Here is a 20,593-nt window from a genome sequence, read left to right on the forward strand (position 1 = left end):
CGCCACCATGCACAACCTCACCACGACGCGGTGAAACAGCAGCTCAAGCGACACCCCAGCCTGCCCGAGGCGGACCTTCTGCAACACCCTTTAGGCTCGGGCCCGGTACTGGTTCGGTACTGGTTCGCGATCAGGAGGTTCAGCAGTGGCCGAGCAGAACAGGGCACCTCTTCCGCACGACTTCCACCCTCGGGTGCACGCGTTCTCCGTGGAGAGCGTGGACCTCGAGCCCGGCGCGGACCTGGGTGACGCCCAGGTCCTGCGGGGCGGGAACGTCTCGCCGCATCTGCGGTGGGAGGGGTTTCCGGAGGGGACGAAGAGCTTCGCGGTGACGTGCTTCGACCCGGACGCCCCGACGGGCAGCGGGTTCTGGCACTGGGTGCTCTTCGATCTGCCCGCATCGGTCACCGAGCTGCCGGCCGGGGCGGGGAGCGGAAAGTTCGAGGGGCTGCCCGCCGGGGCCGTGCACGTACGCAACGACTACGGCACGAGGGACTTCGGCGGGGCGGCTCCGCCGGCCGGGGAGCGGCACCGGTACGTGTTCACCGTGTACGCGGTGGACCAGGAGAAGCTGGGCCCCGGAGCCGACACCACTCCGGCGGTCGTCGGATTCAATCTGCGTTTCCACTCGTTGGGGCGGGCGCAGTTGATCGGTGAGTACGAGGCCCCCGCGAGCTGATCGTTCGCCGTGCGTTTGCCCGGTCCTGGTCTAAAGACGACCAGGACCGGGCATTTTTATTGCGTTGTCCCGCGTGGCGCGCGCGGCCAGAGTGGTTGCGGGCCCTGCCGCCAGGGTGGTCGCGGGCCTGCACACGGGAGGTGGGCGAGATGCGGGACACGCTGGTGCTGAATGCGAGTTTCGAGCCGCTGTCGACGGTGACGCTGAACCGGGCTGTGGTCCTGGTGCTCCAGGACAAGGCCGTCGTCGAGCAGTCGCATCCGGAACTGCGCGTGCGCGGTGCCTCCATGGATCTTCCGCTGCCCCGGGTGATCAGGTTGTGCCGGTACGTACGGGTGCCGTTCCGAAGACATGCCCCCTGGTCACGGAGGGGGGTGCTGGTCCGGGACCAGCACCGGTGCGCGTACTGCGGGAAGCGCGCGACGACCGTGGACCACGTACTGCCCCGCGCCCAGGGCGGTAGGGACACGTGGTTGAACACGGTGGCCTCCTGTGCCGAGGACAATCACCGCAAGGCGGCCCGGACTCCGGAGGAGGCGGGGATGCCGCTCCTCCGGAAGCCCTTCGTACCGTCTCCGGCGGACGCCATGCTGCTGGCCCTGGGGGTGGGGGGCCGTGATGTGCTGCCCGACTGGCTGGAGCGTTCCGCCTAGTCGGGCCGTTCCGGCCGCCGGTCCGGCCGGTCCGGCTCGTCCGGACGCATGATCGCCGGCGCGCTGGGCGACGTACTTCCGCTACGTCGCTCAGTGCATCAGCAGCTGGACGATCGCGATGACGCCGACCGTCACGATGACCGCGCGGAGCACGGTCGGCGACAGGCGGCGGCCGACCTTGGCGCCGATCTGGCCGCCGAGGGTGGAGCCGACGGCGATCAGGAGCACGGCCGTCCAGTCGAAGTCGGCGACGAAGAGGAAGAAGACGGCCGCGATGCCGTTCACCAGGGCTGCGATGACGTTCTTGACGGCGTTGATGCGTTGCAGGTCCTCGTGGAGCAGCAGCCCCATCAGGCCGATGTAGAGCACGCCTTGCGCGGCGCCGAAGTAGCCCCCGTACGCGCTGGAGAGCAGCATTCCGGTGAGCAGGGCGGGGCTGCCGTCGGGGTGTCCGGTGTCTCCTCCGGCGGCTTCCTGGCGCCGTCGCAGGGCCGCGGCGAGGCGGGGCTGGAGGATGACGAGCACGAGGGCGAGTCCGATGAGGACGGGCACGATCGTGTCGAAAGAGTCCGAGGGCAGGGTGACGAGCAGGACTGCGCCCGCGAGTCCCCCGACGAGGGAGACGGCGCCGAGCCGGATGATGCGGCCGCGCTGGCCCTGGAGCTCCTTGCGGTAGCCGATGGCCCCGCTGAGGGAACCGGGCACCAGGCCGAGGGTGTTGGACACGTTGGCGGTGACCGGCGGGAGTCCGGTGGCGAGCAGCACCGGGAAGGTGATGAGCGTGCCGGAGCCGACGATGGTGTTGATGGTGCCGGCGCCGATGCCGGCCGCGAACACCGCTGCTGATTCCCAGATGGACATGGACATGGACTGGGCCATCCCCTTTGCATGAGTGAGTCGCCTCCCCGCCATGAAGGTCGGGGGGCCTCACTGATCATGCAGGAGGGGATGCCTGTCCGGGGTGGGCGGGGATCAGTCGATCGGGGGCTGCTCGCGCCGGTCGGTGCCGTTCGCGCCGGTGCCTGCGCCGTTCCCGTCGGCTCCGGCGGACTTGCCGGGGTTCTGCGGGTTGAAGCCGGAACCGCCGCCCATGGGACCGAAGTTGCCCATTGCTCCCGAGAGGCCCTTGAGGGCGTCTCCGATCTCGCTGGGCACGATCCAGAGCTTGTTGGCGTCGCCTTCGGCGATCTTCGGGAGCATCTGGAGGTACTGGTAGGCGAGGAGCTTCTGGTCGGCGTCGCCGGCGTGGATGGACTCGAAGACCGTGCGGATGGCCTGCGCCTCGCCCTCGGCCTTGAGCGCGGCGGCCTTGGCCTCACCCTCGGCGCGCAGGATGGAGGACTGCTTCTCGCCCTCGGCGCGCAGGATCTCGGACTGCCGGACACCTTCGGCCTGGAGGATCGCGGCGCGCTTGTCGCGGTCGGCGCGCATCTGCTTCTCCATCGAGTCCTGGATGGAGGTCGGCGGCTCGATCGCCTTGAGCTCGACGCGGTTGACGCGGATGCCCCACTTGCCGGTGGCCTCGTCGAGGACCCCGCGCAGGGCCGCGTTGATCTCCTCGCGGGAGGTCAGGGTCCGCTCGAGGTCCATGCCGCCGATGATGTTGCGCAGGGTGGTGACGGTGAGCTGCTCGATGGCCTGGATGTAGCTGGCGACCTCGTACGTCGCGGCGCGGGCGTCGGTCACCTGGTAGTAGATGACCGTGTCGATGTTGACGACGAGGTTGTCCTGGGTGATGACCGGCTGCGGCGGGAACGGCACGACCTGCTCGCGCAGGTCGATGCGGTTGCGGATCGAGTCGATGAACGGGACGACGATGTTGAGGCCCGCGTTGAGGGTGCGCGTGTAGCGGCCGAAGCGTTCGACGATGGCGGCGCTGGCCTGCGGGATCACCTGGATCGTCTTGACCAGTGCGATGAAGACCAGAACCACCAGAATGATCAGGACGATGATGATCGATGACATGCGGTTCCCCGTGCCCTTCCGGCTGTCTGTGCTGCCCCGTTGGGCGAGTCTCGCAGACCTCGCCGCCGCGGGTCGGCTCCTTGGCTCACAAGCTCACATCACGACCGCGGTGGCTCCGTCGATCTCCACGACGTCCACCTGCTGGCCCGGTTCGAAGCTGCTGTCCGCGTCGAGGGTGCGGGCGGACCAGACCTCGCCGGCGAGTTTGATCCGGCCTCCGCTGCCGTCGACGCGTTCGAGGACGAGCGCGCTTCTGCCCTTCAACGCGTCGATTCCGGTGCGGTGTTGGGGCCGCTGCTCGCGGTGGTGGTTGGCGATCGAGCGCACGACGGCGACGAGCGCCACCGACACGATGACGAAGACCAGGGCTTGGGCGACCACTCCCCCGCCGAAGGCCGCCGTGACGGCGGCCGCGAGCGCACCGACGGCGAACATCCCGAACTCCGGCATCGCCGTCAGGACGAGCGGGATGCCCAGTCCGACCGCGCCGATGAGCCACCACAGCCACGCGTCGATGTTCACATGGTCATGGTAGGTCGGGCGGGCCCGGTCGGGACAGGGTGCGACGGCGCCCGTACCGGCAGTGCCCGCCCGACGGCACACCGGAGCGTGCCCGGGGTGCCGTGCCGATCGGCCGGGACGTCCCCTAGCGCAGCGGGAGGCCCTGGGCGGTCCAGCGGTCGTGGTCGTTGCGCTCGACGACGAGCGGCAGGCCGAAGCAGAGCGAGAGGTTGCGGGACGTCAGCTCGAGGTCGATCGGGCCCGCGGTGACGACCTTGCCCTGGCGGATCATCAGGACGTGGGTGAAGCCGGGGGCGATCTCCTCGACGTGGTGCGTGACCATCGCCATGGACGGCGCGAGCGGGTCGCGGGCGAGGCGGCCGAGGCGCCGTACGAGGTCCTCGCGGCCGCCGAGGTCGAGGCCGGCGGCGGGCTCGTCGAGGAGGAGCAGCTCGGGGTCGGTCATGAGGGCGCGGGCGATCAGGGTGCGCTTGCGCTCGCCCTCGGAGAGGGTGCCGAACTTCCGGTCGAGGTAGTCCGTCATGCCGAGGCGGTCGAGGAAGGCGCGGGCGCGCTGCTCGTCGATCTCCTCGTACTCCTCCTGCCAGGTCGCCGTCATGCCGTAGGCGGCGGTGAGGACGGTCTGCAGGACGGTCTGGCGCTTGGGGAGCTTGTCGGCGAGCGCGATGCCGGCCACGCCGATGCGCGGGCGCAGCTCGAAGACGTCGCTGCCGGGCTTGCCGAGGGTGCTGCCGAGGATGGTGGCGGAGCCCTTGGTGGGGAAGAGGTAGCTGGAGGCGAGGTTCAGCAGCGTGGTCTTGCCGGCGCCGTTGGGGCCGAGGATCACCCAGCGCTCGCCCTCCTTCACCGACCAGGAGACCTGGTCCACCAGAGCCCGGCCCTCGCGGACCACGGATACGTCCACCAGCTCCAGAACATCGCTCATGAGCGTGTTGTCTCCCCTTGCAGTCTCGGTTTCGTCTGTGCACCGGTAGGCGCAGCCCCAGGGGAAAACCTACGCCACTCGGCGAGGGGTCCGGGCGCCAGGTGCGCAGCGGGGTCGGATCCGGGGTGATCCGTAAAGTGGGGGAATGCTTTTCGAACCACGTTCAGGGCGGTTGGCCGCCTGGGGGAACGCACTGCTGGCCGGACTGGTCTCGCCCGACGAGGCCGTGTTGTCGATCGTGGGCGAGGACGCCGTGCACCGGGTGGAGGGGCTGCCGGGCGAGTCGGGTCCGGTGGGCCTCACGCTGGCGCTCGGGCGGATGCGGGCGCTGGGGGTGACCGGGCTGCGGGTGGCGCTGCCGGCGCCGGGGCATCCGCTGGGGCTGAGCGGGCCGGCGGAGTTCAATGCGCGGGCCCTGGAGGCCGAGGAGGCGGTGGTCGCGGTGGGCGCGGCGCTGGGTCTGGTGCCGGAGGTGGCCGAGGCCGGGCCGGACCCAGGGGACTTGCACGTCTCGGTGACCTGGCACTGCCTGCCGGTACGGGAGGCCCCGCCGGCGGACGTGCCGTCGCTCGGTGAGGCGGAGCGGGAGCTGGCGGAGGCGCTGCGCGAGGCGACGGTGGTGCTGACCCGGCTGGACGTGGCGGGGTCGGGGCCGGTGGCGGAGGCCGCGCTGTCGGCGTACCGGGCGCGGGCGGAGGCCGGGCGGGAGGTGCTGGCGCCGGGGTATCCGGCGCGGGCGGTGCGGGTGCTGTCGCTGGCGCAGCGGGTGGATCTGCTGGTGTCGCTGGCGTACGAGCACGGGCCGGGCGGTGCGGTGGCCGCGTCGGAGATGGCGGCGAGGGCGCAGGCGCTGCGGCCGGTGGAGCGGGTGGCCCGGCGGGCGCTGGTGGCGGCGTACAACTCGGCGGTGGAGGAGCGCGAGCGGGGCTGAACGCGCCGCGGCCCCGCTTCCCGGGGAGAGGTGGGGGGAAGCGGGGCCGGTGGGTGGGGCGGGGTCAGGCGTTCACGCCGGTGTTGCCCCAGGCGCCGTTCAGCAGGCCGATCACGGTGACGGTGTTGCCGACCACGTTCACCGGGACGTGGACGGGGGCCTGGATCAGGTTTCCGGAGACGACGCCGGGCGAGCCCGCGGCCTCGCCCTCCGCCGACGCGCCGCCGTGCGCCGAGGAGACGCCGGCGCCCGCGGCAAGGAGGCCTCCCGCGATCATGGTGACGGCAGTGGCCTTCTTGATGTTCTTCACGTTCTTCGTCCTCCAGTACGTCTGCCGCGGCCAGCCGCCGCGGCACGTCATGAAGAACGGTCATCCGACGAACGGGATACGCCATGTGGGCGACATCCACCCGACCGTATGAATCCGGGATCGGAGCTGGACGGTCCGTTTCCGGCCCGCTCCGGCCCGGTTCGGTCCGGTTCGGTCCGGTTCGGTCCGGTCCGGTCAGTCCGTGATCCCGTGCCTGACCGCCCACAGCGCCGCCTGGGTGCGGTCCGTGAGGTCCAGCTTCATCAGGATGTTCGAGACGTGCGTCTTGACCGTCTTCTCCGACAGCACCAGCGCACGGGCGATCTCGCGGTTGGAGCGGCCGTCCGCGATCAGGGACAGGACCTCCCGTTCCCGCTCGGTCAGGGAGCCGCCCCGGCTCGACGAGGGCTGTTCCTCCTGGGAGAGCAGTGCCTGCGCCACCTCGGGCTGGAGCAGCACGTGCCCGGCGTGGACGGAGCGGATCGCTCCGGCCAGGGCGTCGGGGTCGATGTCCTTGTAGACGTATCCCGCGGCGCCGCCCCGCAGGGCCGGCACGACCGTCCGCTGCTCGGTGAAGCTGGTGACGATCAGCACCCGCGCCGGGTTCGCCAGCGCGCGCAGCCTGCGCAGGGCCTCGATGCCGTCGGTGCCCGGCATCTTGATGTCCATGAGGATCACGTCGGGCCGCAGCTCCTCGGCGCGGGCCACGCCCTCCTCTCCGTCGGCGGCCTCCCCGACCACCTCGATGTCGTCCTGGACCTCCAGGAACGTGCGCAGGCCGCGGCGGACCACCTGGTGGTCGTCCACGAGCAGGACGCGGATGGGCGTGTCAGCCACCGGGGACCTCCATCTCGATCGTGGTGCCCGTACCGGGCTCCGAGTGCACGGTGAGGCGGCCGCCGGCGCCGCTCGCCCGGTCCCGCATGGAGACCAGGCCGAGGTGGCGCCCGGCCGCGCGGATCGAGGAAGGGGAGAAGCCGCTTCCGTTGTCCGTGACGGTCAGGACGGCTCCGGCGGCGCGGCGGGCGAGGGTGACCTCGACGCGGTCGCCGCCCGAGTGGCGCAGGGCGTTGTGGAGGGCCTCCTGGGCGACCCGGAGCAGCGCCTCCTCCTGGGTCGCCGGGAGGGCCCGTACCCCGTCACAGGTGAAGGTGACGTGCGCGGTGTGGGCGCGGTCGAGTACGTGGACCTGGTCGCGGAGCGTGGCGACGAGGCCGTCCTCGTCGAGGGCGGCCGGGCGCAGCTCGGTCACGGCGGCGCGCAGCTCGTCGGCGGCCTGCGCCGCGAGGGCGGCGATCTGCTGGAGCTCCCCCTTGGCGCGGGCCGGGTCGCGGTCCACGAGGGCGGCGGCGGCCTGGGCGGTCAGGCGGAGCGAGAAGAGCTTCTGGGCCACGGCGTCGTGCAGCTCGTGGGCGAGGCGGGAGCGCTCCTCGGCGATGGTGAGCTCGCGGCTGCGCTCGTAGAGCCGGGCGTTGGTGAGGGCGATCGCCGCGTGCTGGGCGAGGAGGGCGAGGAGCTCCTCGTCCTCCTCGGTGAAGCCGCCGGGTCTGCGTTTGTTCGCGAGGAAGAGGGCGCCGAGGGTCTCCTCGCCGTCGCGGACGGGCTGTCCGAGGAAGTCGGACATCTCGGGGTGGGCGGCGGGCCAGCCCTCGAAGCGGGGGTCCTCGCGTACGTCGGCCAGCCGCTCGGGGCCGTCCTGGTGGAGCATCGCGGCGAGGATGCCGTGCTGGCGGGGCAGCGGGCCGATGCGGCGCCACTGCTCCTCGGTGATGCCGTCCACGACGAACTGGGCGAAGCCGCCGTGGTCGTCCGGGACGCCCAGGGCCGCGTACTCGGCGTCGAGCAGCTCGCGGGCCGAGACGACGATCGTGCGCAGGACGTCGCGGACCTCCAGCCGGCGGCTCATGGCGAGCAGCGCGGTACTCACGGCGGCGAGGCCGCCGCGGGGTCCTGCGAACACGGGATCACCGGTCATGGGCTCACCGTACTAGCGGCTCTGACCTGCGGGATCGGGCGCGAGCCCTAGGGCCGGGGGCGGGGTTTCCTCCTCCTTGGGGAGGGGGTCGCGGGGCTCTTGTCTGCCTTGGGTATGAGGGCCGGCGGGGGTGTGTGGTCCTCAAGGTGGAGAATTCCGTTACGGAACGCATTGCTTCAGCAACGCATGGTGAGACCGTTACGTGGCCGATGTGAGCCCGCGCATAGGACCCACGTCACTTACGAAGGCGCCTAGTGGACGTGTAAAGGCAGTGTCAGCACTGCTGCGCCTAGCGTACGGCTCTGAATTCCGGGCTCGTCGGCGCCCCCTGATCCACTAAGCGGGATCGTACGTCACACCTTTGCCACAAGATTTTGCCGCCGCTAAGAATTGCTCCCGTCGCACAGCACCGCGGATCTCGGATCCCAACGGTGCTTTCCTGCGGCTCCCGCTATTCGAAGAGGTTGCTACGCATGTCCAAGACCAGCACCCCCGGCCACATTCGTCGTCTGACGAAGGCGCACAAGACGTCCTTCGCCGCCGTTGCCACCATCGGCGCCGCCGCCCTGGCCGCCACCCTCGTCCCCGCCGGCACCGCCGACGCCGGTACGACCGTGGCCGCCGCCCCCGTGGCGTGGACCCAGGCCGTCGAGGGTGTCCAGGCCAAGACCGTGCAGCACCTCTCCGCGCAGACCAAGCTGGCCACGGAGGCCGCGAAGCTCGAGGCCGCGGTGAAGGCCAAGGCCGCCGCCGCCGCGAAGGCGAAGGCCGACGCCGCCGCTGCCGCCGCCAAGGCGAAGAAGGACCGCGAGGCGAAGGCGGCCGCCAGCCGCTCCACCGTCCGCAAGCCGGTCTACGCGAACAACCTTGACGGCTGGATCAAGGAGTCGCTGGCGATCATGAAGGCGCACAAGATTCCGGGCACGTACAACGGCCTGTACAAGAACATCATGCGCGAGTCGAGCGGCAACCCGCGGGCGATCAACAACTGGGACATCAACGCCCAGAACGGCATCCCCTCGAAGGGCCTGCTCCAGGTCATCAAGCCGACCTTCCTCGCGTACCACGTCCCCGGCACCCCGCTGGACCAGTACCACCCGGTCGCCAACATCGTCGCCGCGGCCAACTACGCCGCCGACCGTTACGGCTCGATCGACAACGTCAACAGCGCCTACTAAGGGCCACTGGCGGGCAGCACGCGTAGCAACCCCCATGCGCCTCAGGGCGGCACCCGGTATCCGGGTGCCGCCCTGAGGCGTTTCGTGGCGGGGAGGGTGCGCGCAGCGGTGCCGGCTAGTTGCGCATGACCTCGGGCTCGTGGCGGCGCAGCAGCTTCTGCACGGCGAAGCCGCAGGCGACGCCGATGAGCAGCAGGATCGTGATGTTCACGCCCCACTGCGCGACCGAGTGTTCCCACAGCGGGTCGGTGTTGGTCGGGTTCTGCTGGTCCCACGGCGGCATGAGCTTGCCGAGGTCGAGCGTGGTGCCCGCGGCGGCGACCGCCCAGCGCGACGGCATCAGCCAGGCGAACTGCTCCAGGCCCGGCGAGTCGTACACCTGGAAGAGGATGCCGGTGAAGACGACCTGGACGATCGCGAACATGACCAGCAGCGGCATGGTCTTCTCGGCGGTCTTCACCAGCGAGGAGATCACCAGGCCGAACATCATCGACGTGAAGCCGAGCGCGGTGACCGACAGGCACAGCTCGACGGCCGGCGGCATGAGCAGGCCCTCGGTGGGCAGGTCGCGCGGGACGAAGCCGATGGCGCAGATGACCGCGCCCTGGATGGCCGTGATGAAGCCGAGGACGATCACCTTCGACATGAGGTACGCCGACCGGGACAGACCGGTGGCGCGCTCACGCTCGTAGATGACCCGTTCCTTGATCAGCTCACGGACCGAGTTCGCGGCGCCCGAGAAGCACATGCCCACGCAGAGGATCAGCATGATCGTGCCGGCGTCGCCGTTGAACCGGGACGGCGGCTTCGGCGGCGCGAGGCCGAAGGTCGCGGGGATGACCGTCGAGACGATGCCCAGGACCGCGGGCAGGATCAGCATCAGGGCCATGAAGCCCTTGTCGGACGCGATCACCGAGACGTAGCGGCGGATCAGGGTCCACAGCTGGTCGCCCCAGCCCTGCGCCTTCGGCGGCATCATCTGCTGCATCGGCGGCATCGCGACCTGCTGCGGGGCGACCGAGTCGAGGTCGGCGGCGTACAGCTGGTAGTGCTGCGAGCCCTTCCAGCGGCCGGCCCAGTCGTAGTCGCGGTAGTTCTCGAAGGCCGAGAAGACGTCCGCCCACGTGGTGTAGCCGAAGAAGTTCAGCGCCTCGTCCGGCGGGCCGAAGTACGCGACCGAACCGCCCGGGGCCATGACCAGCAGCTTGTCGCAGAGCGACAGCTCGGCCACGGAGTGGGTGACGACCAGGACCGTGCGGCCGTCGTCGGCGAGGCCGCGCAGCAGCTGCATGACGTCGCGGTCCATGCCCGGGTCGAGGCCGGAGGTGGGCTCGTCCAGGAAGATCAGCGAGGGCTTGGTGAGCAGCTCCAGCGCCACGGACACGCGCTTGCGCTGACCGCCCGAGAGCGCGGTGATCTTCTTGTCCTTGTGGATGTCGAGCTTGAGCTCGCGCAGGACCTCGTCGATGCGGGCGGCGCGCTCGGATTCGGCGGTGTCGCCGGGGAAGCGGAGCTTGGCCGCGTACTTGAGGGCCGTGCTGACCTTCAGCTCCTTGTGCAGGATGTCGTCCTGCGGGACCAGGCCGATGCGCTGGCGGAGCTCCGCGAACTGCTTGTACAGGTTGCGGTTGTCGTAGAGGACGTCGCCCTCGTTGGCGGGCCGGTAGCCGGTCAGCGCCTTGAGCAGCGTGGACTTTCCGGAGCCGGAGGGGCCGATGACGCCGATGAGCGACTTCTCCGGGACGCCGAAGGTGACGTCCTTGAGGATCTGCTTGCCGCCGTCGACCGTCACCGTCAGGTGGCGGGCCGAGAAGGAGACGTCACCGGTGTCGACGAACTCCTCGAGCCGGTCGCCGACGATCCGGAACGTCGAGTGGCCGACGCCGACGATGTCGTTCGGGCCGAGCAGCGCGGTGCCGGACTTGGGCAGCGGCTGGCCGTTGACGTAGGTGCCGTTGTGGCTGCCGAGGTCGTGGATCTCGAAGCGGCCGTTCGCCGAGCGGAACTCGGCGTGGTGGCGCGAGACCTGGAGGTCCGAGACGACCAGCTCGTTCTCCAGCGCACGGCCGATCCGCATGACGCGGCCGACGGCGATCTGGTGGAACGTCGTCGGGCTGCGGTCACCGCCGTACGCGGGAGCGGCACCCTGTGCGGGCACGCCGGCGCCGCCGCCCTGCTGCTGCGGGAAGTGCGGCTGCTGCGGCTGCTGGTGGGCGGCGGCCTGCTGCGGCTGCTGCTGCCAGGCCTGCTGCTGCGGCTGCGCCTGGGCAGGGGCCTGGTACGCCGGGGCGGCCTGCTGGGCCGGGGCCTGGTAGGCGGGCGCCGGGGCCTGGTAGGCCGGGGCCGCCTTCTGCGGTACGGCCTGCTGCGGCGCGGCGGCGGCGCTCAGATTCAGCCGCGGGCCGTCGGTGGCGTTGCCCAGGTGGACCGGCGTGCCGGGCACGAGCTCGGTCTGCTGGACCCGCGCGCCGTGCACGTAGGTGCCGTTGGTGCTGCCGTGGTCCTCGATGCCCCAACCCCGGCCGTTCCAGGCGATGGTGGCGTGCCGCCACGACACCCTGGCGTCATCGATCACCACGTCTCCCTGGGGGTCGCGCCCCAGCGAGTACGACCTGGACGGATCGAGCGTCCAGGTCCTTCCATTCAATTCCAGTACGAGTTCCGGCACTCCAGCCCCACTTAGGTCCCCCGAGAATCCCCCTGACGTCAGGGAGTCCGACGTCAGGGAGTCTAGGGATGGCGAACATCCGGGGGAACTATTTCAGGCCTGGGGCCACATGTGGAATCGGGGCCTTCCCGGGGCGTCTACGCCTGCCCGTTGACGGGGTCGAAAGTCACCCGGAGAGTGAGATACGGGACTTCTCGCCCTGGCCGGTCCCGTCCCGCCCGGCACGCACACCCGCCACACCCGCCGCACACGCTCGGCACGCATCGGGGGCACGCATGCGCCGCATTCGTTGGGGAGACGTGGTCCTGTCGGGCATCGCCGCCACCGGCTGGGCCCTCGTCGTGATGGCCGGGGTCGCCGCACTGGGGCTCCACCTGCTGGGCGCCGACGCCGCGGGAGGCTCGCTCGGGGCGATGACGGCCGCCGTGGTGGTCCTCGCGATCGGGGGGACGGTGACCCCGTCGGGGGACGTGTCGGTCCTCGGGGTCACCGGGCCGGACGCGCAGACCTCACTGGACGTCATGCCGCTCGGGGTGGGGCTCGCCGGGGCGCTCGTCCTGGCCCGGATCTTCCTGCGCTCGGTGCGGACCGGGGCGGGGCCGGGGGAACTCGCCGCCCGGGCGGTCTCGGTGGCGGTGCTGCTCGTCGCCGCGGCGGGCGGGCTGGCCCGGGCCGGGCACGACGTGGTCACCCTGGACGGGCCGCGGCTGCCGAGGACCCCGCCCAAGGTGGTGGTCCCCGGGATCGGGGACATCGGCGGGCTGCTCCCGGACCGCATCGGCGACCTGATCGACACCGAGGCCCGGGTGGGGTTCTCGGTGGAGTTCGGGTCGACCCTGCTGGGCGCGGCGGTGTGGGTGCTGGCCGTACTGGCGGTGGCGCTGCTGGCTTCGCGGCGCGGCCCGGCGGCGTTCGCGCGGCTGCGACCCGCGGTGTCGGCGCTGCTGGTGGCGGTGGCGGCCGGGCTGGCGGCGGCGGCGTGGGCGGCACTGGGGGACGAGCATCCGCGGCGGGTGCTGGGCGCCGCGCTGCTGGGGGCGCCGAACGGGGCCTGGACGGGGGTGCTGCTGGGGCTGTTCGTGCCGTTCGACGGGCGGGCCACGGGCACGCTGGGCCGGCTGCTGCCGGATCCGCTGGACGATCTGCTGGGGGTCTCGGCGCGCGAGCCGGTGACGGTGGCCCGGCTCGCGGAGTACGACGCGCGGGTCTGGCTGCTGGTCGCGGGGGTGGGGCTGCTGCTGCTCAGCGCCGGTGTGCTGGCCGCCGTACGGACCCCGGGGCGCGGGATCCCGCAGTGCGCGGTGCGGCTGTCGGCCGTGACCGGGGTGGCGCTGGCGGGGCTGGTGTGGCTGACGGGGGTGTCGTTGGACGGCTCTTTGTCGGTGCTCGGCGTCGACGCGGTGGACGCCGGGGTGGAGCTGCGGGGCGATGCGCCGTACGCGCTGCTGCTCGGGGCGGCCTGGGGCGCCGCGGCGGGCGGTGCGGGGGCGCTGCTGGCCCGGCTCCGCCGCCCGCCGCGGCCGGTCCCGGCGGCGCCGGGGGCCGGGCCGGAGGCGCCGACGGCCCCGTACCGGCCCCGGCCGGGGCGCCCGTACCCGGACCGGGACCCCGGGCCGAACCCGTATCCCGGGCCGTACCCCGACCCGTACGCCGACCCGTACGCCGAGCCCGACGGTTCCTGGGACGTCACGATCACGCGGCTGCCCCGCAGGCCCTCCGGGCGCCCGGCTCCGCCCCACCGCCCGCCGTTCACCCCGCCTCCGCCCCCTCCCCCGCCGCCGCCGCTCGGGCCGCCGGGCTGAGCCGTCGGATAAAGGGGGGCGGGGCGTATCAAATCGAACATGCTCGGCCGCCCGTCCGTCCCGAGGGCCCATGACACCTCCCCGTCGGTTCCCGTTCACCCCGTCGCCGTCCCCCGGGCGCCCGCACCGGGCAGCGCCGGGGAGCGCTTCGCCGGAGAATGGTTCCGGCAGGTGGGACGGGGGTCCAAGCACGGAGGGCGGGAAGATACGGTGAGGGCACCATGAGCGCTTCGCAGACCTCCGACGTCCCCACCCTCCTCGTCAAGATCTTCGGCAAGGACCGTCCCGGGATCACCGCCGGGCTGTTCGACACCCTCGCCGCCTACTCCGTCGACGTCGTCGACATCGAGCAGGTCGTCACCCGTGGCCGCATCGTCCTGTGCGCCCTCGTCACCCAGCCCGCCGGCAGCACCGAGGGCGAGCTGCGGGCCACCGTCCACAGCTGGGCCGAGTCGCTCAAGATGCAGGCCGAGATCCTCTCCGGCACCGGTGACAACCGGCCGCGCGGCAGCGGCCGTTCCCACGTCACCGTGCTCGGGCACCCGCTGACCGCCGAGTCCACGGCCGCCATCGCCTCCCGGATCACCGCGACCGGCGGCAACATCGACCGCATCTTCCGGCTCGCCAAGTACCCCGTGACGGCCGTCGAGTTCGCCGTGTCCGGCTGCGAGACCGAGCCGCTGCGCACCGCCCTGGCCACCGCCGCCGCGCACATCGGCGTCGACGTGGCCGTGGTCTCGGCCGGCCTGCACCGCCGGGCCCAGCGCCTGGTCGTCATGGACGTGGACTCGACCCTCATCCAGGACGAGGTCATCGAGCTGTTCGCCGCGCACGCCGGCTGCGAGGCCGAGGTCGCCGAGGTGACCGAGCGGGCCATGCGCGGTGAGCTGGACTTCGAGCAGTCGCTGCACGCCCGCGTGAAGCTGCTGGCCGGGCTGGACGCCTCCGTCGTGGACAAGGTCCGCTCCGAGGTGCGGCTCACCCCGGGTGCCCGGACCCTGATCCGCACCCTCAAGCAGCTCGGCTACCAGGTCGGCGTGGTCTCGGGCGGGTTCACCCAGGTGACGGACGATCTGCAGGAGCGGCTGGGGCTGGACTTCGCCTCGGCCAACACCCTCGAGATCGTCGACGGGAAGCTGACCGGCCGGGTCACCGGCGAGATCGTGGACAGGGCGGGCAAGGCCCGGCTGCTGCGCCGCTTCGCCGCGGAGGCAGGCGTACCGCTGTCCCAGACGGTGGCCATCGGTGACGGCGCCAACGACCTGGACATGCTGAACGCGGCCGGGCTGGGCGTGGCCTTCAACGCCAAGCCCGTGGTCCGCGAGGCCGCGCACACGGCGGTGAACGTGCCGTTCCTGGACGCGGTGCTGTACCTGCTGGGGGTCACCCGCGAAGAGGTCGAGGCCGCGGGCCTGACCTGAGGTGCCTGCACACGAGGACGGGCCCCGGCGCGGAGCGTTCCGCGCCGGGGCCCGTCCTCGTGTTCTCGTACGTGCTCAGTGGTCCTTGGGGGTCCAGTAGTCCAGCAGCGTGCCCACCCCGTGCTCCACGGACTTCCACGAGCCGGTGAAGGAGACGACGGCGAACGCGGCGGTCGGGAACCCGGTACGGGTCATCCGGGCCAGGGTGTCGCCTTCCGCGCGCCCGGCGAGGGCGTCGGCGAGGGCGTGCATGCCCGGGTTGTGGCCGATGACGAGGAGGTCCTTGACCTCGTCGGACGTCTCGTTCAGGAGGGCGATGAGCTCGCCCAGCGAGGCGTCGTACAGCCGTTCCTCGTACGAGGTCCGCGGCCGGTGCGGCAACTCCTGGACGGCGAGCTTCCAGGTCTCACGGGTGCGGGCGGCGGTGGAGCAGAGGGCCAGGTCGAAGGCGATGCCGGTCTCGGCCAGCTTCAGCCCGGCGGCCGGTGCGTCCTTGCGGCCTCGCTCCGCCAGCGGGCGCTCGTGGTCGGACACCTCGGGCCAGTCGGCCTTGGCGTGCCGGAGGAGGACGATCCTGCGGGGTGTGTCGGCGCTCATGGCTCCCAGCTTCGCATGGATCGGGCCATGGGGCGCAGGGTGTTGAGGGGCTGCGCCGCGGGTGCGGGCGGCTCCCGGCGCACGCCGGTACGGACGCCCGGCGGACGGTCGGGGCGCAGCCGGTCAGCCGACGGCGCGCAGGATCTGTTCGGTGACGTGGAGGAGCGCGGAGGCCTCGCCGGAGGCGGCGTGGGCCTCGGCCGAGCCGGCGAGGAGGAGCAGCAGGAGACCGAAGGCGAGCGCGGGCAGGGCCAGCGCCCACCAGGGCAGCCGGGCGCTCGCGCCGTGGGCCCGGGGACCGGGACCGGGGATGTGCGGGGACGTCGTGGGGGCCGACATGGGCCGCCTCCGTGGGTGCGCGGGGTGGGACTGGCTCGCTCTCTTCGAATCTATGGATCCGAAGGCGCGGGGCCCATCCGGGGCACACCCCACTCGACCCTGACCCTGTCCCCCTAGGGGTTGGTGGGGTTAACCCCACCAACGGCCCCTGTCAGGGGGAGGCGATGGTCGCGAGGACGGAGATGATCACGGTCACGACGAGCATGGCGCCGAGCACCATGCCGAGCTTCTTGTGGCTGTTCTGCGGGTTCGGTTCGAGTACGGGCGACATGCCGCTCAGTCTCGCATGCCGCATTCGTCCTCGATCGTGCGGTCCCGGCCCGCCAGGATGCCCAGCGCGATCTGCGGGATCAGCAGGCCCGCCATCACGGTGAGGGGCAGGTCCCAGCCGCCGCTGTGCTGGTAGAGGGCGCCGATGAGGAGCGGGCCGGGGATGGAGATGAGGTAGCCGGCGCTCTGGGCGAAGGCGGACAGTTTGACGACGCCGGCCGGGGACTTGGCGCGCAGCCCGATCAGCGTGATGACGAGGGGGAAGGCGCAGTTGGAGACGCCGAGCAGGAGCGCCCAGGCCCAGGCGCCGGCGGCGGGGGCGAAGTGGAGGCCGGTGTACCCGACGAGGCCGAAGACGCCGAGGGCGGCCGCGATGGCGCCCTGGTTCTTCATCCGGCCGGCCAGGTTGGGGATGACGAACGCGAGCGGGACGCCCATGACCATGGTGACGGCGAGCAGGACGCCGGCGGTGGAGGCGGAGACCCCGGCGTCCCGGAAGATCTGCGGGAGCCAGCCCATGGTGATGTACGCGCCGGTGGCCTGGAGGCCGAAGTAGCAGGCCAGTGCCCAGGCGGTGCGGCTGCGGACGATCTTCGGGCCGGCGTCCGCCCTTACCTGCGCGGCCGGCTCGCGGGCGGCGGCCCGCTTCTCCCGCCGGGCGGCCGCCGCGACGGGCAGCCAGGGCAGTACGGCGACCACCGCGAGCACGGCCCAGACCAGCAGGCCGGTGCGCCAGCTGCCGCCGAGGGCGGAGGTCATGGGGACGGTGGCGGCGGCGGCGAGCGAGGTGCCGAGGGCCAGGGCCATGGAGTACAGGCCGGTCATGGTGCCGACGCGGTCCGGGAACCAGCGCTTGACGATGACGGGCAGCAGCACGTTGGTCAGGGCTATGCCGGCCAGGGACAGTGCGCTGGCGGCGAGGAAGCCGGCGGCGTTGTGGGTGAAGGGGCGGATCAGCAGGCCGGCGGCGACGGCGGCCATGCCGGCGCAGACGACGGCGGCCGGGCCGAAGCGGCGGGAGAGCCGGGGCGCGGTGACGCCGAAGACGGCGAAGCAGAGGGCGGGGACGGAGGTGATCAGTCCGGCGACGGTGCCGCTCATGCCGAGGCCCGTGCGGACCTCCTCGAAGAGGGCGCCGAGGCTGGTGATGGCGGGCCGCAGGTTGAGGGCGGCCAGCACGATGCCGACGATGAGGACCGGGCCGAGCCAGGTGGGCTGGGGGCGTGCGGGAGCGGCGCCACGGGCCTGTGCGGGTACCGTGCGCGCGGCCTGGGGCCGGTCGATGGTCTGGATTTCTTCGTCGGGCATTACACCATCATAGAATCATGGGATGATTGGTTGTCACCCCCCAGACTGGACCTCCGAGAGGATCCCGCCCGTATGCCGCTGACCTCGCCCCGGCGATCTGCGCTGGTCGACCAGGTGATCGCCCAGCTCAGGAACCAGATCACGTCCGGCGAATGGCCCGTCGGATCCCGCATCCCCACCGAGCCGGAGCTGGTGGAGCTGCTGGGCGTCGCCCGCAACACCGTGCGGGAGGCCGTCCGGGCCCTCGCGCACAACGGGCTCCTGGACATCCGGCAGGGCTCGGGTACGTACGTCATCGCCACCAGCGAGCTCGCCGGGGTGATGCACCGACGCTTCGCGGGCGCCGACCCGCGGCACATCGCGGAGCTCCGCTCGACCCTGGAGTCCTCCGCGGCCCGGCTGGCGGCGGAGCGGCGGACCGAGCGGGACCTCGTCCAGCTGGACACGCTGCTGGAACGGCGCGAGGAGGCCTGGGCGAGCGGGGAGGCGGAGCGGTTCGTGGCAGCGGACGTGGCCCTGCACATGGCGGTGGTGGCGGCCTCGCACAACGAGGTGCTCATCGAGCTGTACGCGGACCTCGGCGACCTGGTGGCGGACTGGCTGCGCACGGACGTCGGCACGGAGCTGGATCCCGCGTCGCACCTGGACCACGCCCGGCTGATCGAGGCGATCCGGCTCGGCGACGGGGACGCGGCGGCGTCCGAGGCGGCGGGCTACCCGTTCGTGTGCCTCGGCCGGAAGTAGCGCGGGCGGGGCACGGGAGGCGGCGCGGGCGGGGCGGCGGGATCCGCGGGCCCGCCGGCGTCACGGCCGCTGGTGGGTGACCCAGGCCGAGCGGACCTCCTTCCAGCAGCGGCCGGCGAGCTCGATCCGGCCGGCCGGCCCGACGGCCACGGCGGCGCTGTCCGAATCCAGGTCCCACCACCGGTCGCATTCCACGTGCAGCCGGACCGTGTCGGTCACCGGATAGCCGTTGTGGCAGGTCGCCGTCACCTGCGAGCCGTCGATCAGGGTGTCGCAGTCGGCGCCGAACAGCTCCCGGGCGGCGGGCTGCTCGGGCCGTACGGGCGGCTCTGCGGGGATCTCGTCGAGGTCCACGACGACGGGGGCCGCCGCCTCGGGCCCGAGGGCCGGGTCTCCCCCTTCGGGCTGCGCGACGGCTCCCGGGATCAGGAGGCCCGTCAGGACCACCGAGGTGACCAGCAGCGATACCGCTCGGCTCCGCCTCCCACGCACGGCCCGCCTCCTCCCCGCCGGAGCCGGGAAGATCCCGGCCCGGTCAGTTTGCAGGCATCTGTCCCGGTTTTCGACTCGGGAAGATCCGGCCGGAGGGCGGAAATCTGATCGAGTACCCCACCGGAATCCCCGGCCCCCACCGGCAGATACGGCGGCGGCCGCGCCTCCCGGAAGGGAGACGCGGCCGCCGCCGTACGGACGTACCGGTGCCTGGCTCAGGCACCCATCGCGTGCAGACCGCCGTCCACGTGGACGATCTCGCCGGTGGTCTTCGGGAACCAGTCCGACAGCAGGGCCACGACGCCCTTGCCCGCCGGCTCCGGGTCGCTCATGTCCCACTCCAGCATGGAGCGGGAGTTCCAGACGTCGGCCAGCTCCGAGAAGCCCGGGATGGACTTCGCGGCCATCGAGCCGATCGGACCGGCCGAGACCAGGTTGCAGCGGATGTTCTCCTTGCCCAGGTCACGGGCGAGGTAGCGGCTGGTGGCCTCCAGCGCGGCCTTGGCCGGGCCCATCCAGTCGTACTGCGGCCAGGCGTACTGCGCGTCGAAGGTGAGGCCGACGACGGCCGCGCCCTCCGCCGGGAACAGCGGCTTGCAGGCCATGGTCAGCGACTTCAGCGAGAACGCCGAGACGTGCATGGCGGTCGCGACCGACTCGAACGGGGTGTTCAGGAAGTTGCCGCCCAGGGCGTCCTGCGGCGCGAAGCCGATGGAGTGCACGACCCCGTCGAGGCCGCCGAGCTCGTCGCGGACGAGGCCTTCCAGGCGGGCCAGGTGCTCGTCGTTGGTGACGTCGAGCTCGATCACCTTGACCGGCTTCGGCAGCTTCTTGGCGATGCGCTCGGTCAGCGTCGGGCGCGGGAACGCGGTGAGGATGACCTCGGCGCCCTGCTCCTGGGCCAGCTTGGCGGTGTGGAAGGCGATGGACGACTCCATCAGCACCCCGGTGATGAGGATGCGCTTGCCGTCGAGAATTCCGCTCATGGTGATCAGTGACCCATGCCCAATCCGCCGTCAACGGGAATGACGGCTCCTGTGATGTACGCGGCGTCGTCGGACGCCAGGAAGCTCACGGCTGCCGCGATCTCCTCGGGCTGCGCGTAGCGGCCCAGGGGCACCTGGCCCACGATGCCCGCACGCTGCTCGTCGGTGAGCACCTTCGTCATGTCGGTGTCCACGAAACCGGGGGCCACGACGTTGAAGGTGATGTTGCGGGAGCCGAGCTCACGGGCGAGCGAGCGGGCGAAGCCGACCAGCGCGGCCTTGGAGGCGGCGTAGTTGGCCTGGCCCGCCGAGCCCAGCAGCCCGACGACCGAGGAGATCAGGACGACGCGGCCCTTCTTGGCACGCAGCATGCCACGGTTCGCGCGCTTGACCACCCGGAAGGTGCCGGTGAGGTTGGTGTCGACGACGGAAGCGAAGTCCTCCTCGGACATGCGCATCAGCAGCGTGTCCTTGGTGATGCCGGCGTTGGCCACCAGCACCTCGACCGCGCCGTGCGCGTCCTCGATCTGCTTGTAGGCCTGCTCCACCTGCTCGGAGTCGGTGATGTCGCAGCGGACCGCCAGGACGCCGAGCGAAGTGAGCTCCTGCGGCGGCTCACCCGACCGGTACGTGATCGCGACCTTGTCGCCGGCCTGTGCGAAGGCTCGGGCGATGGCGAGGCCGATGCCCCGGTTTCCTCCGGTGACGAGAACCGAGCGGCTCAACGGATCACCCTTTCGACTAGCGGTCTGAGTACCAAAAACCTATAGGCCAGGTCCCCCGTGCGGAGAATCGATCTCCCACAGGGCCTCGGTACGGGCTCTGTCG

22 protein-coding genes are annotated in these 20,593 nt (G+C 71.8%); 7 read left to right on the forward strand and 15 right to left on the reverse strand.

Translation table 11 applies throughout. The features are described 5' to 3' along the window. Positions 1 to 145: 145 nt before the first annotated feature. Positions 146 to 679, forward strand: coding sequence for a YbhB/YbcL family Raf kinase inhibitor-like protein (locus tag ACFYXK_RS00005; RefSeq protein ID WP_389409081.1), 534 nt, complete (start codon positions 146 to 148; stop codon positions 677 to 679). Between the two features lie 149 nt (positions 680 to 828). Then, positions 829 to 1,332: an HNH endonuclease gene (locus tag ACFYXK_RS00010; protein ID WP_389409082.1), complete on the forward strand. Its 504-nt coding sequence runs from the start codon at positions 829 to 831 to the stop codon at positions 1,330 to 1,332. A gap of 90 nt (positions 1,333 to 1,422) precedes the next feature. Here ACFYXK_RS00010 and ACFYXK_RS00015 read toward each other — a convergent pair whose 3' ends face one another. From ACFYXK_RS00015 to ACFYXK_RS00030, 4 genes are all read right to left on the reverse strand, one after another. After that, on the reverse strand, positions 1,423 to 2,199 hold the full coding sequence (locus ACFYXK_RS00015; RefSeq protein WP_389409083.1) for a sulfite exporter TauE/SafE family protein: 777 nt from the start codon (positions 2,197 to 2,199) through the stop codon (positions 1,423 to 1,425). 105 nt (positions 2,200 to 2,304) lie between these two features. Next, positions 2,305 to 3,297, reverse strand: coding sequence for an SPFH domain-containing protein (locus ACFYXK_RS00020; protein WP_389409084.1), 993 nt, complete (start codon positions 3,295 to 3,297; stop codon positions 2,305 to 2,307). A gap of 93 nt (positions 3,298 to 3,390) precedes the next feature. Further along, entirely contained in the window at positions 3,391 to 3,819 is a 429-nt protein-coding gene (locus ACFYXK_RS00025; protein WP_389409085.1) for an NfeD family protein, read from the reverse strand. 124 nt (positions 3,820 to 3,943) lie between these two features. Next, entirely contained in the window at positions 3,944 to 4,744 is an 801-nt protein-coding gene (locus ACFYXK_RS00030; protein ID WP_389409086.1) for an ABC transporter ATP-binding protein, read from the reverse strand. A gap of 145 nt (positions 4,745 to 4,889) precedes the next feature. Here ACFYXK_RS00030 and ACFYXK_RS00035 point away from each other — a divergent pair, with 145 nt between their 5' ends. Next, positions 4,890 to 5,675 (forward strand): hypothetical protein, encoded by a 786-nt coding sequence (locus tag ACFYXK_RS00035; protein ID WP_389409087.1) that lies wholly within the window; start codon positions 4,890 to 4,892, stop codon positions 5,673 to 5,675. Positions 5,676 to 5,739: 64 nt separating this feature from the next. On the opposite strand, the gene ACFYXK_RS00040 is transcribed toward ACFYXK_RS00035, so the two are convergent. The 3 genes from ACFYXK_RS00040 to ACFYXK_RS00050 form a co-directional block, all read right to left on the reverse strand. Then, positions 5,740 to 5,985 (reverse strand): chaplin, encoded by a 246-nt coding sequence (locus tag ACFYXK_RS00040; protein ID WP_053791007.1) that lies wholly within the window; start codon positions 5,983 to 5,985, stop codon positions 5,740 to 5,742. Positions 5,986 to 6,180: 195 nt separating this feature from the next. After that, positions 6,181 to 6,822, reverse strand: a complete 642-nt coding sequence (locus ACFYXK_RS00045; protein WP_389409088.1) for a response regulator — start codon at positions 6,820 to 6,822, stop codon at positions 6,181 to 6,183. Beyond that, a complete protein-coding gene (locus ACFYXK_RS00050; RefSeq protein WP_389409816.1) occupies positions 6,815 to 7,945 on the reverse strand; it encodes a GAF domain-containing sensor histidine kinase in 1,131 nt (376 codons plus the stop codon). The genes ACFYXK_RS00045 and ACFYXK_RS00050 overlap by 8 nt, the downstream gene beginning before the upstream one ends. A gap of 488 nt (positions 7,946 to 8,433) precedes the next feature. Here ACFYXK_RS00050 and ACFYXK_RS00055 point away from each other — a divergent pair, with 488 nt between their 5' ends. Continuing rightward, entirely contained in the window at positions 8,434 to 9,138 is a 705-nt protein-coding gene (locus ACFYXK_RS00055) for a transglycosylase SLT domain-containing protein (protein ID WP_389409089.1), read from the forward strand. 115 nt (positions 9,139 to 9,253) lie between these two features. Here ACFYXK_RS00055 and ACFYXK_RS00060 read toward each other — a convergent pair whose 3' ends face one another. Then, positions 9,254 to 11,806 carry an FHA domain-containing protein gene (locus tag ACFYXK_RS00060; RefSeq protein WP_389409090.1) on the reverse strand — a complete coding sequence of 851 codons (2,553 nt, stop codon included), beginning with the start codon at positions 11,804 to 11,806 and terminating at the stop codon, positions 9,254 to 9,256. A 275-nt stretch (positions 11,807 to 12,081) separates the two neighbouring features. On the opposite strand from ACFYXK_RS00060, the gene ACFYXK_RS00065 reads away from it, so the two are divergent. Beyond that, positions 12,082 to 13,608, forward strand: a complete 1,527-nt coding sequence (locus ACFYXK_RS00065; protein ID WP_389409091.1) for a streptophobe family protein — start codon at positions 12,082 to 12,084, stop codon at positions 13,606 to 13,608. A gap of 221 nt (positions 13,609 to 13,829) precedes the next feature. After that, positions 13,830 to 15,029 carry a phosphoserine phosphatase SerB gene (gene serB, locus ACFYXK_RS00070; RefSeq protein ID WP_389409092.1) on the forward strand — a complete coding sequence of 400 codons (1,200 nt, stop codon included), beginning with the start codon at positions 13,830 to 13,832 and terminating at the stop codon, positions 15,027 to 15,029. 75 nt (positions 15,030 to 15,104) lie between these two features. Here serB and ACFYXK_RS00075 read toward each other — a convergent pair whose 3' ends face one another. From ACFYXK_RS00075 to ACFYXK_RS00090, 4 genes are all read right to left on the reverse strand, one after another. Further along, entirely contained in the window at positions 15,105 to 15,626 is a 522-nt protein-coding gene (locus ACFYXK_RS00075; RefSeq protein ID WP_389409093.1) for a SixA phosphatase family protein, read from the reverse strand. A gap of 123 nt (positions 15,627 to 15,749) precedes the next feature. Beyond that, entirely contained in the window at positions 15,750 to 15,965 is a 216-nt protein-coding gene (locus tag ACFYXK_RS00080; RefSeq protein ID WP_389409094.1) for a hypothetical protein, read from the reverse strand. Positions 15,966 to 16,116: 151 nt separating this feature from the next. Then, a complete protein-coding gene (locus ACFYXK_RS00085; RefSeq protein ID WP_389409095.1) occupies positions 16,117 to 16,236 on the reverse strand; it encodes an SGM_5486 family transporter-associated protein in 120 nt (39 codons plus the stop codon). Positions 16,237 to 16,241: 5 nt separating this feature from the next. Next, positions 16,242 to 17,543, reverse strand: a complete 1,302-nt coding sequence (locus tag ACFYXK_RS00090; protein ID WP_389409096.1) for a CynX/NimT family MFS transporter — start codon at positions 17,541 to 17,543, stop codon at positions 16,242 to 16,244. Between the two features lie 72 nt (positions 17,544 to 17,615). On the opposite strand from ACFYXK_RS00090, the gene ACFYXK_RS00095 reads away from it, so the two are divergent. Further along, positions 17,616 to 18,287, forward strand: coding sequence for a FadR/GntR family transcriptional regulator (locus ACFYXK_RS00095; RefSeq protein WP_389409097.1), 672 nt, complete (start codon positions 17,616 to 17,618; stop codon positions 18,285 to 18,287). A 60-nt stretch (positions 18,288 to 18,347) separates the two neighbouring features. Here the strand turns inward: ACFYXK_RS00095 and ACFYXK_RS00100 are convergent, their stop codons facing one another. The 3 genes from ACFYXK_RS00100 to fabG form a co-directional block, all read right to left on the reverse strand. Beyond that, positions 18,348 to 18,779, reverse strand: a complete 432-nt coding sequence (locus ACFYXK_RS00100) for a hypothetical protein (RefSeq protein ID WP_389409098.1) — start codon at positions 18,777 to 18,779, stop codon at positions 18,348 to 18,350. A 215-nt stretch (positions 18,780 to 18,994) separates the two neighbouring features. Beyond that, entirely contained in the window at positions 18,995 to 19,765 is a 771-nt protein-coding gene (fabI, locus tag ACFYXK_RS00105; protein WP_054221794.1) for an enoyl-ACP reductase FabI, read from the reverse strand. A 5-nt stretch (positions 19,766 to 19,770) separates the two neighbouring features. Continuing rightward, a complete protein-coding gene (gene fabG / locus ACFYXK_RS00110; RefSeq protein WP_389409099.1) occupies positions 19,771 to 20,490 on the reverse strand; it encodes a 3-oxoacyl-[acyl-carrier-protein] reductase in 720 nt (239 codons plus the stop codon). Positions 20,491 to 20,593 lie beyond the last annotated feature (103 nt).

The organism is Streptomyces sp. NPDC002209 (assembly GCF_042890265.1).
Classification (GTDB): domain Bacteria; phylum Actinomycetota; class Actinomycetes; order Streptomycetales; family Streptomycetaceae; genus Streptomyces.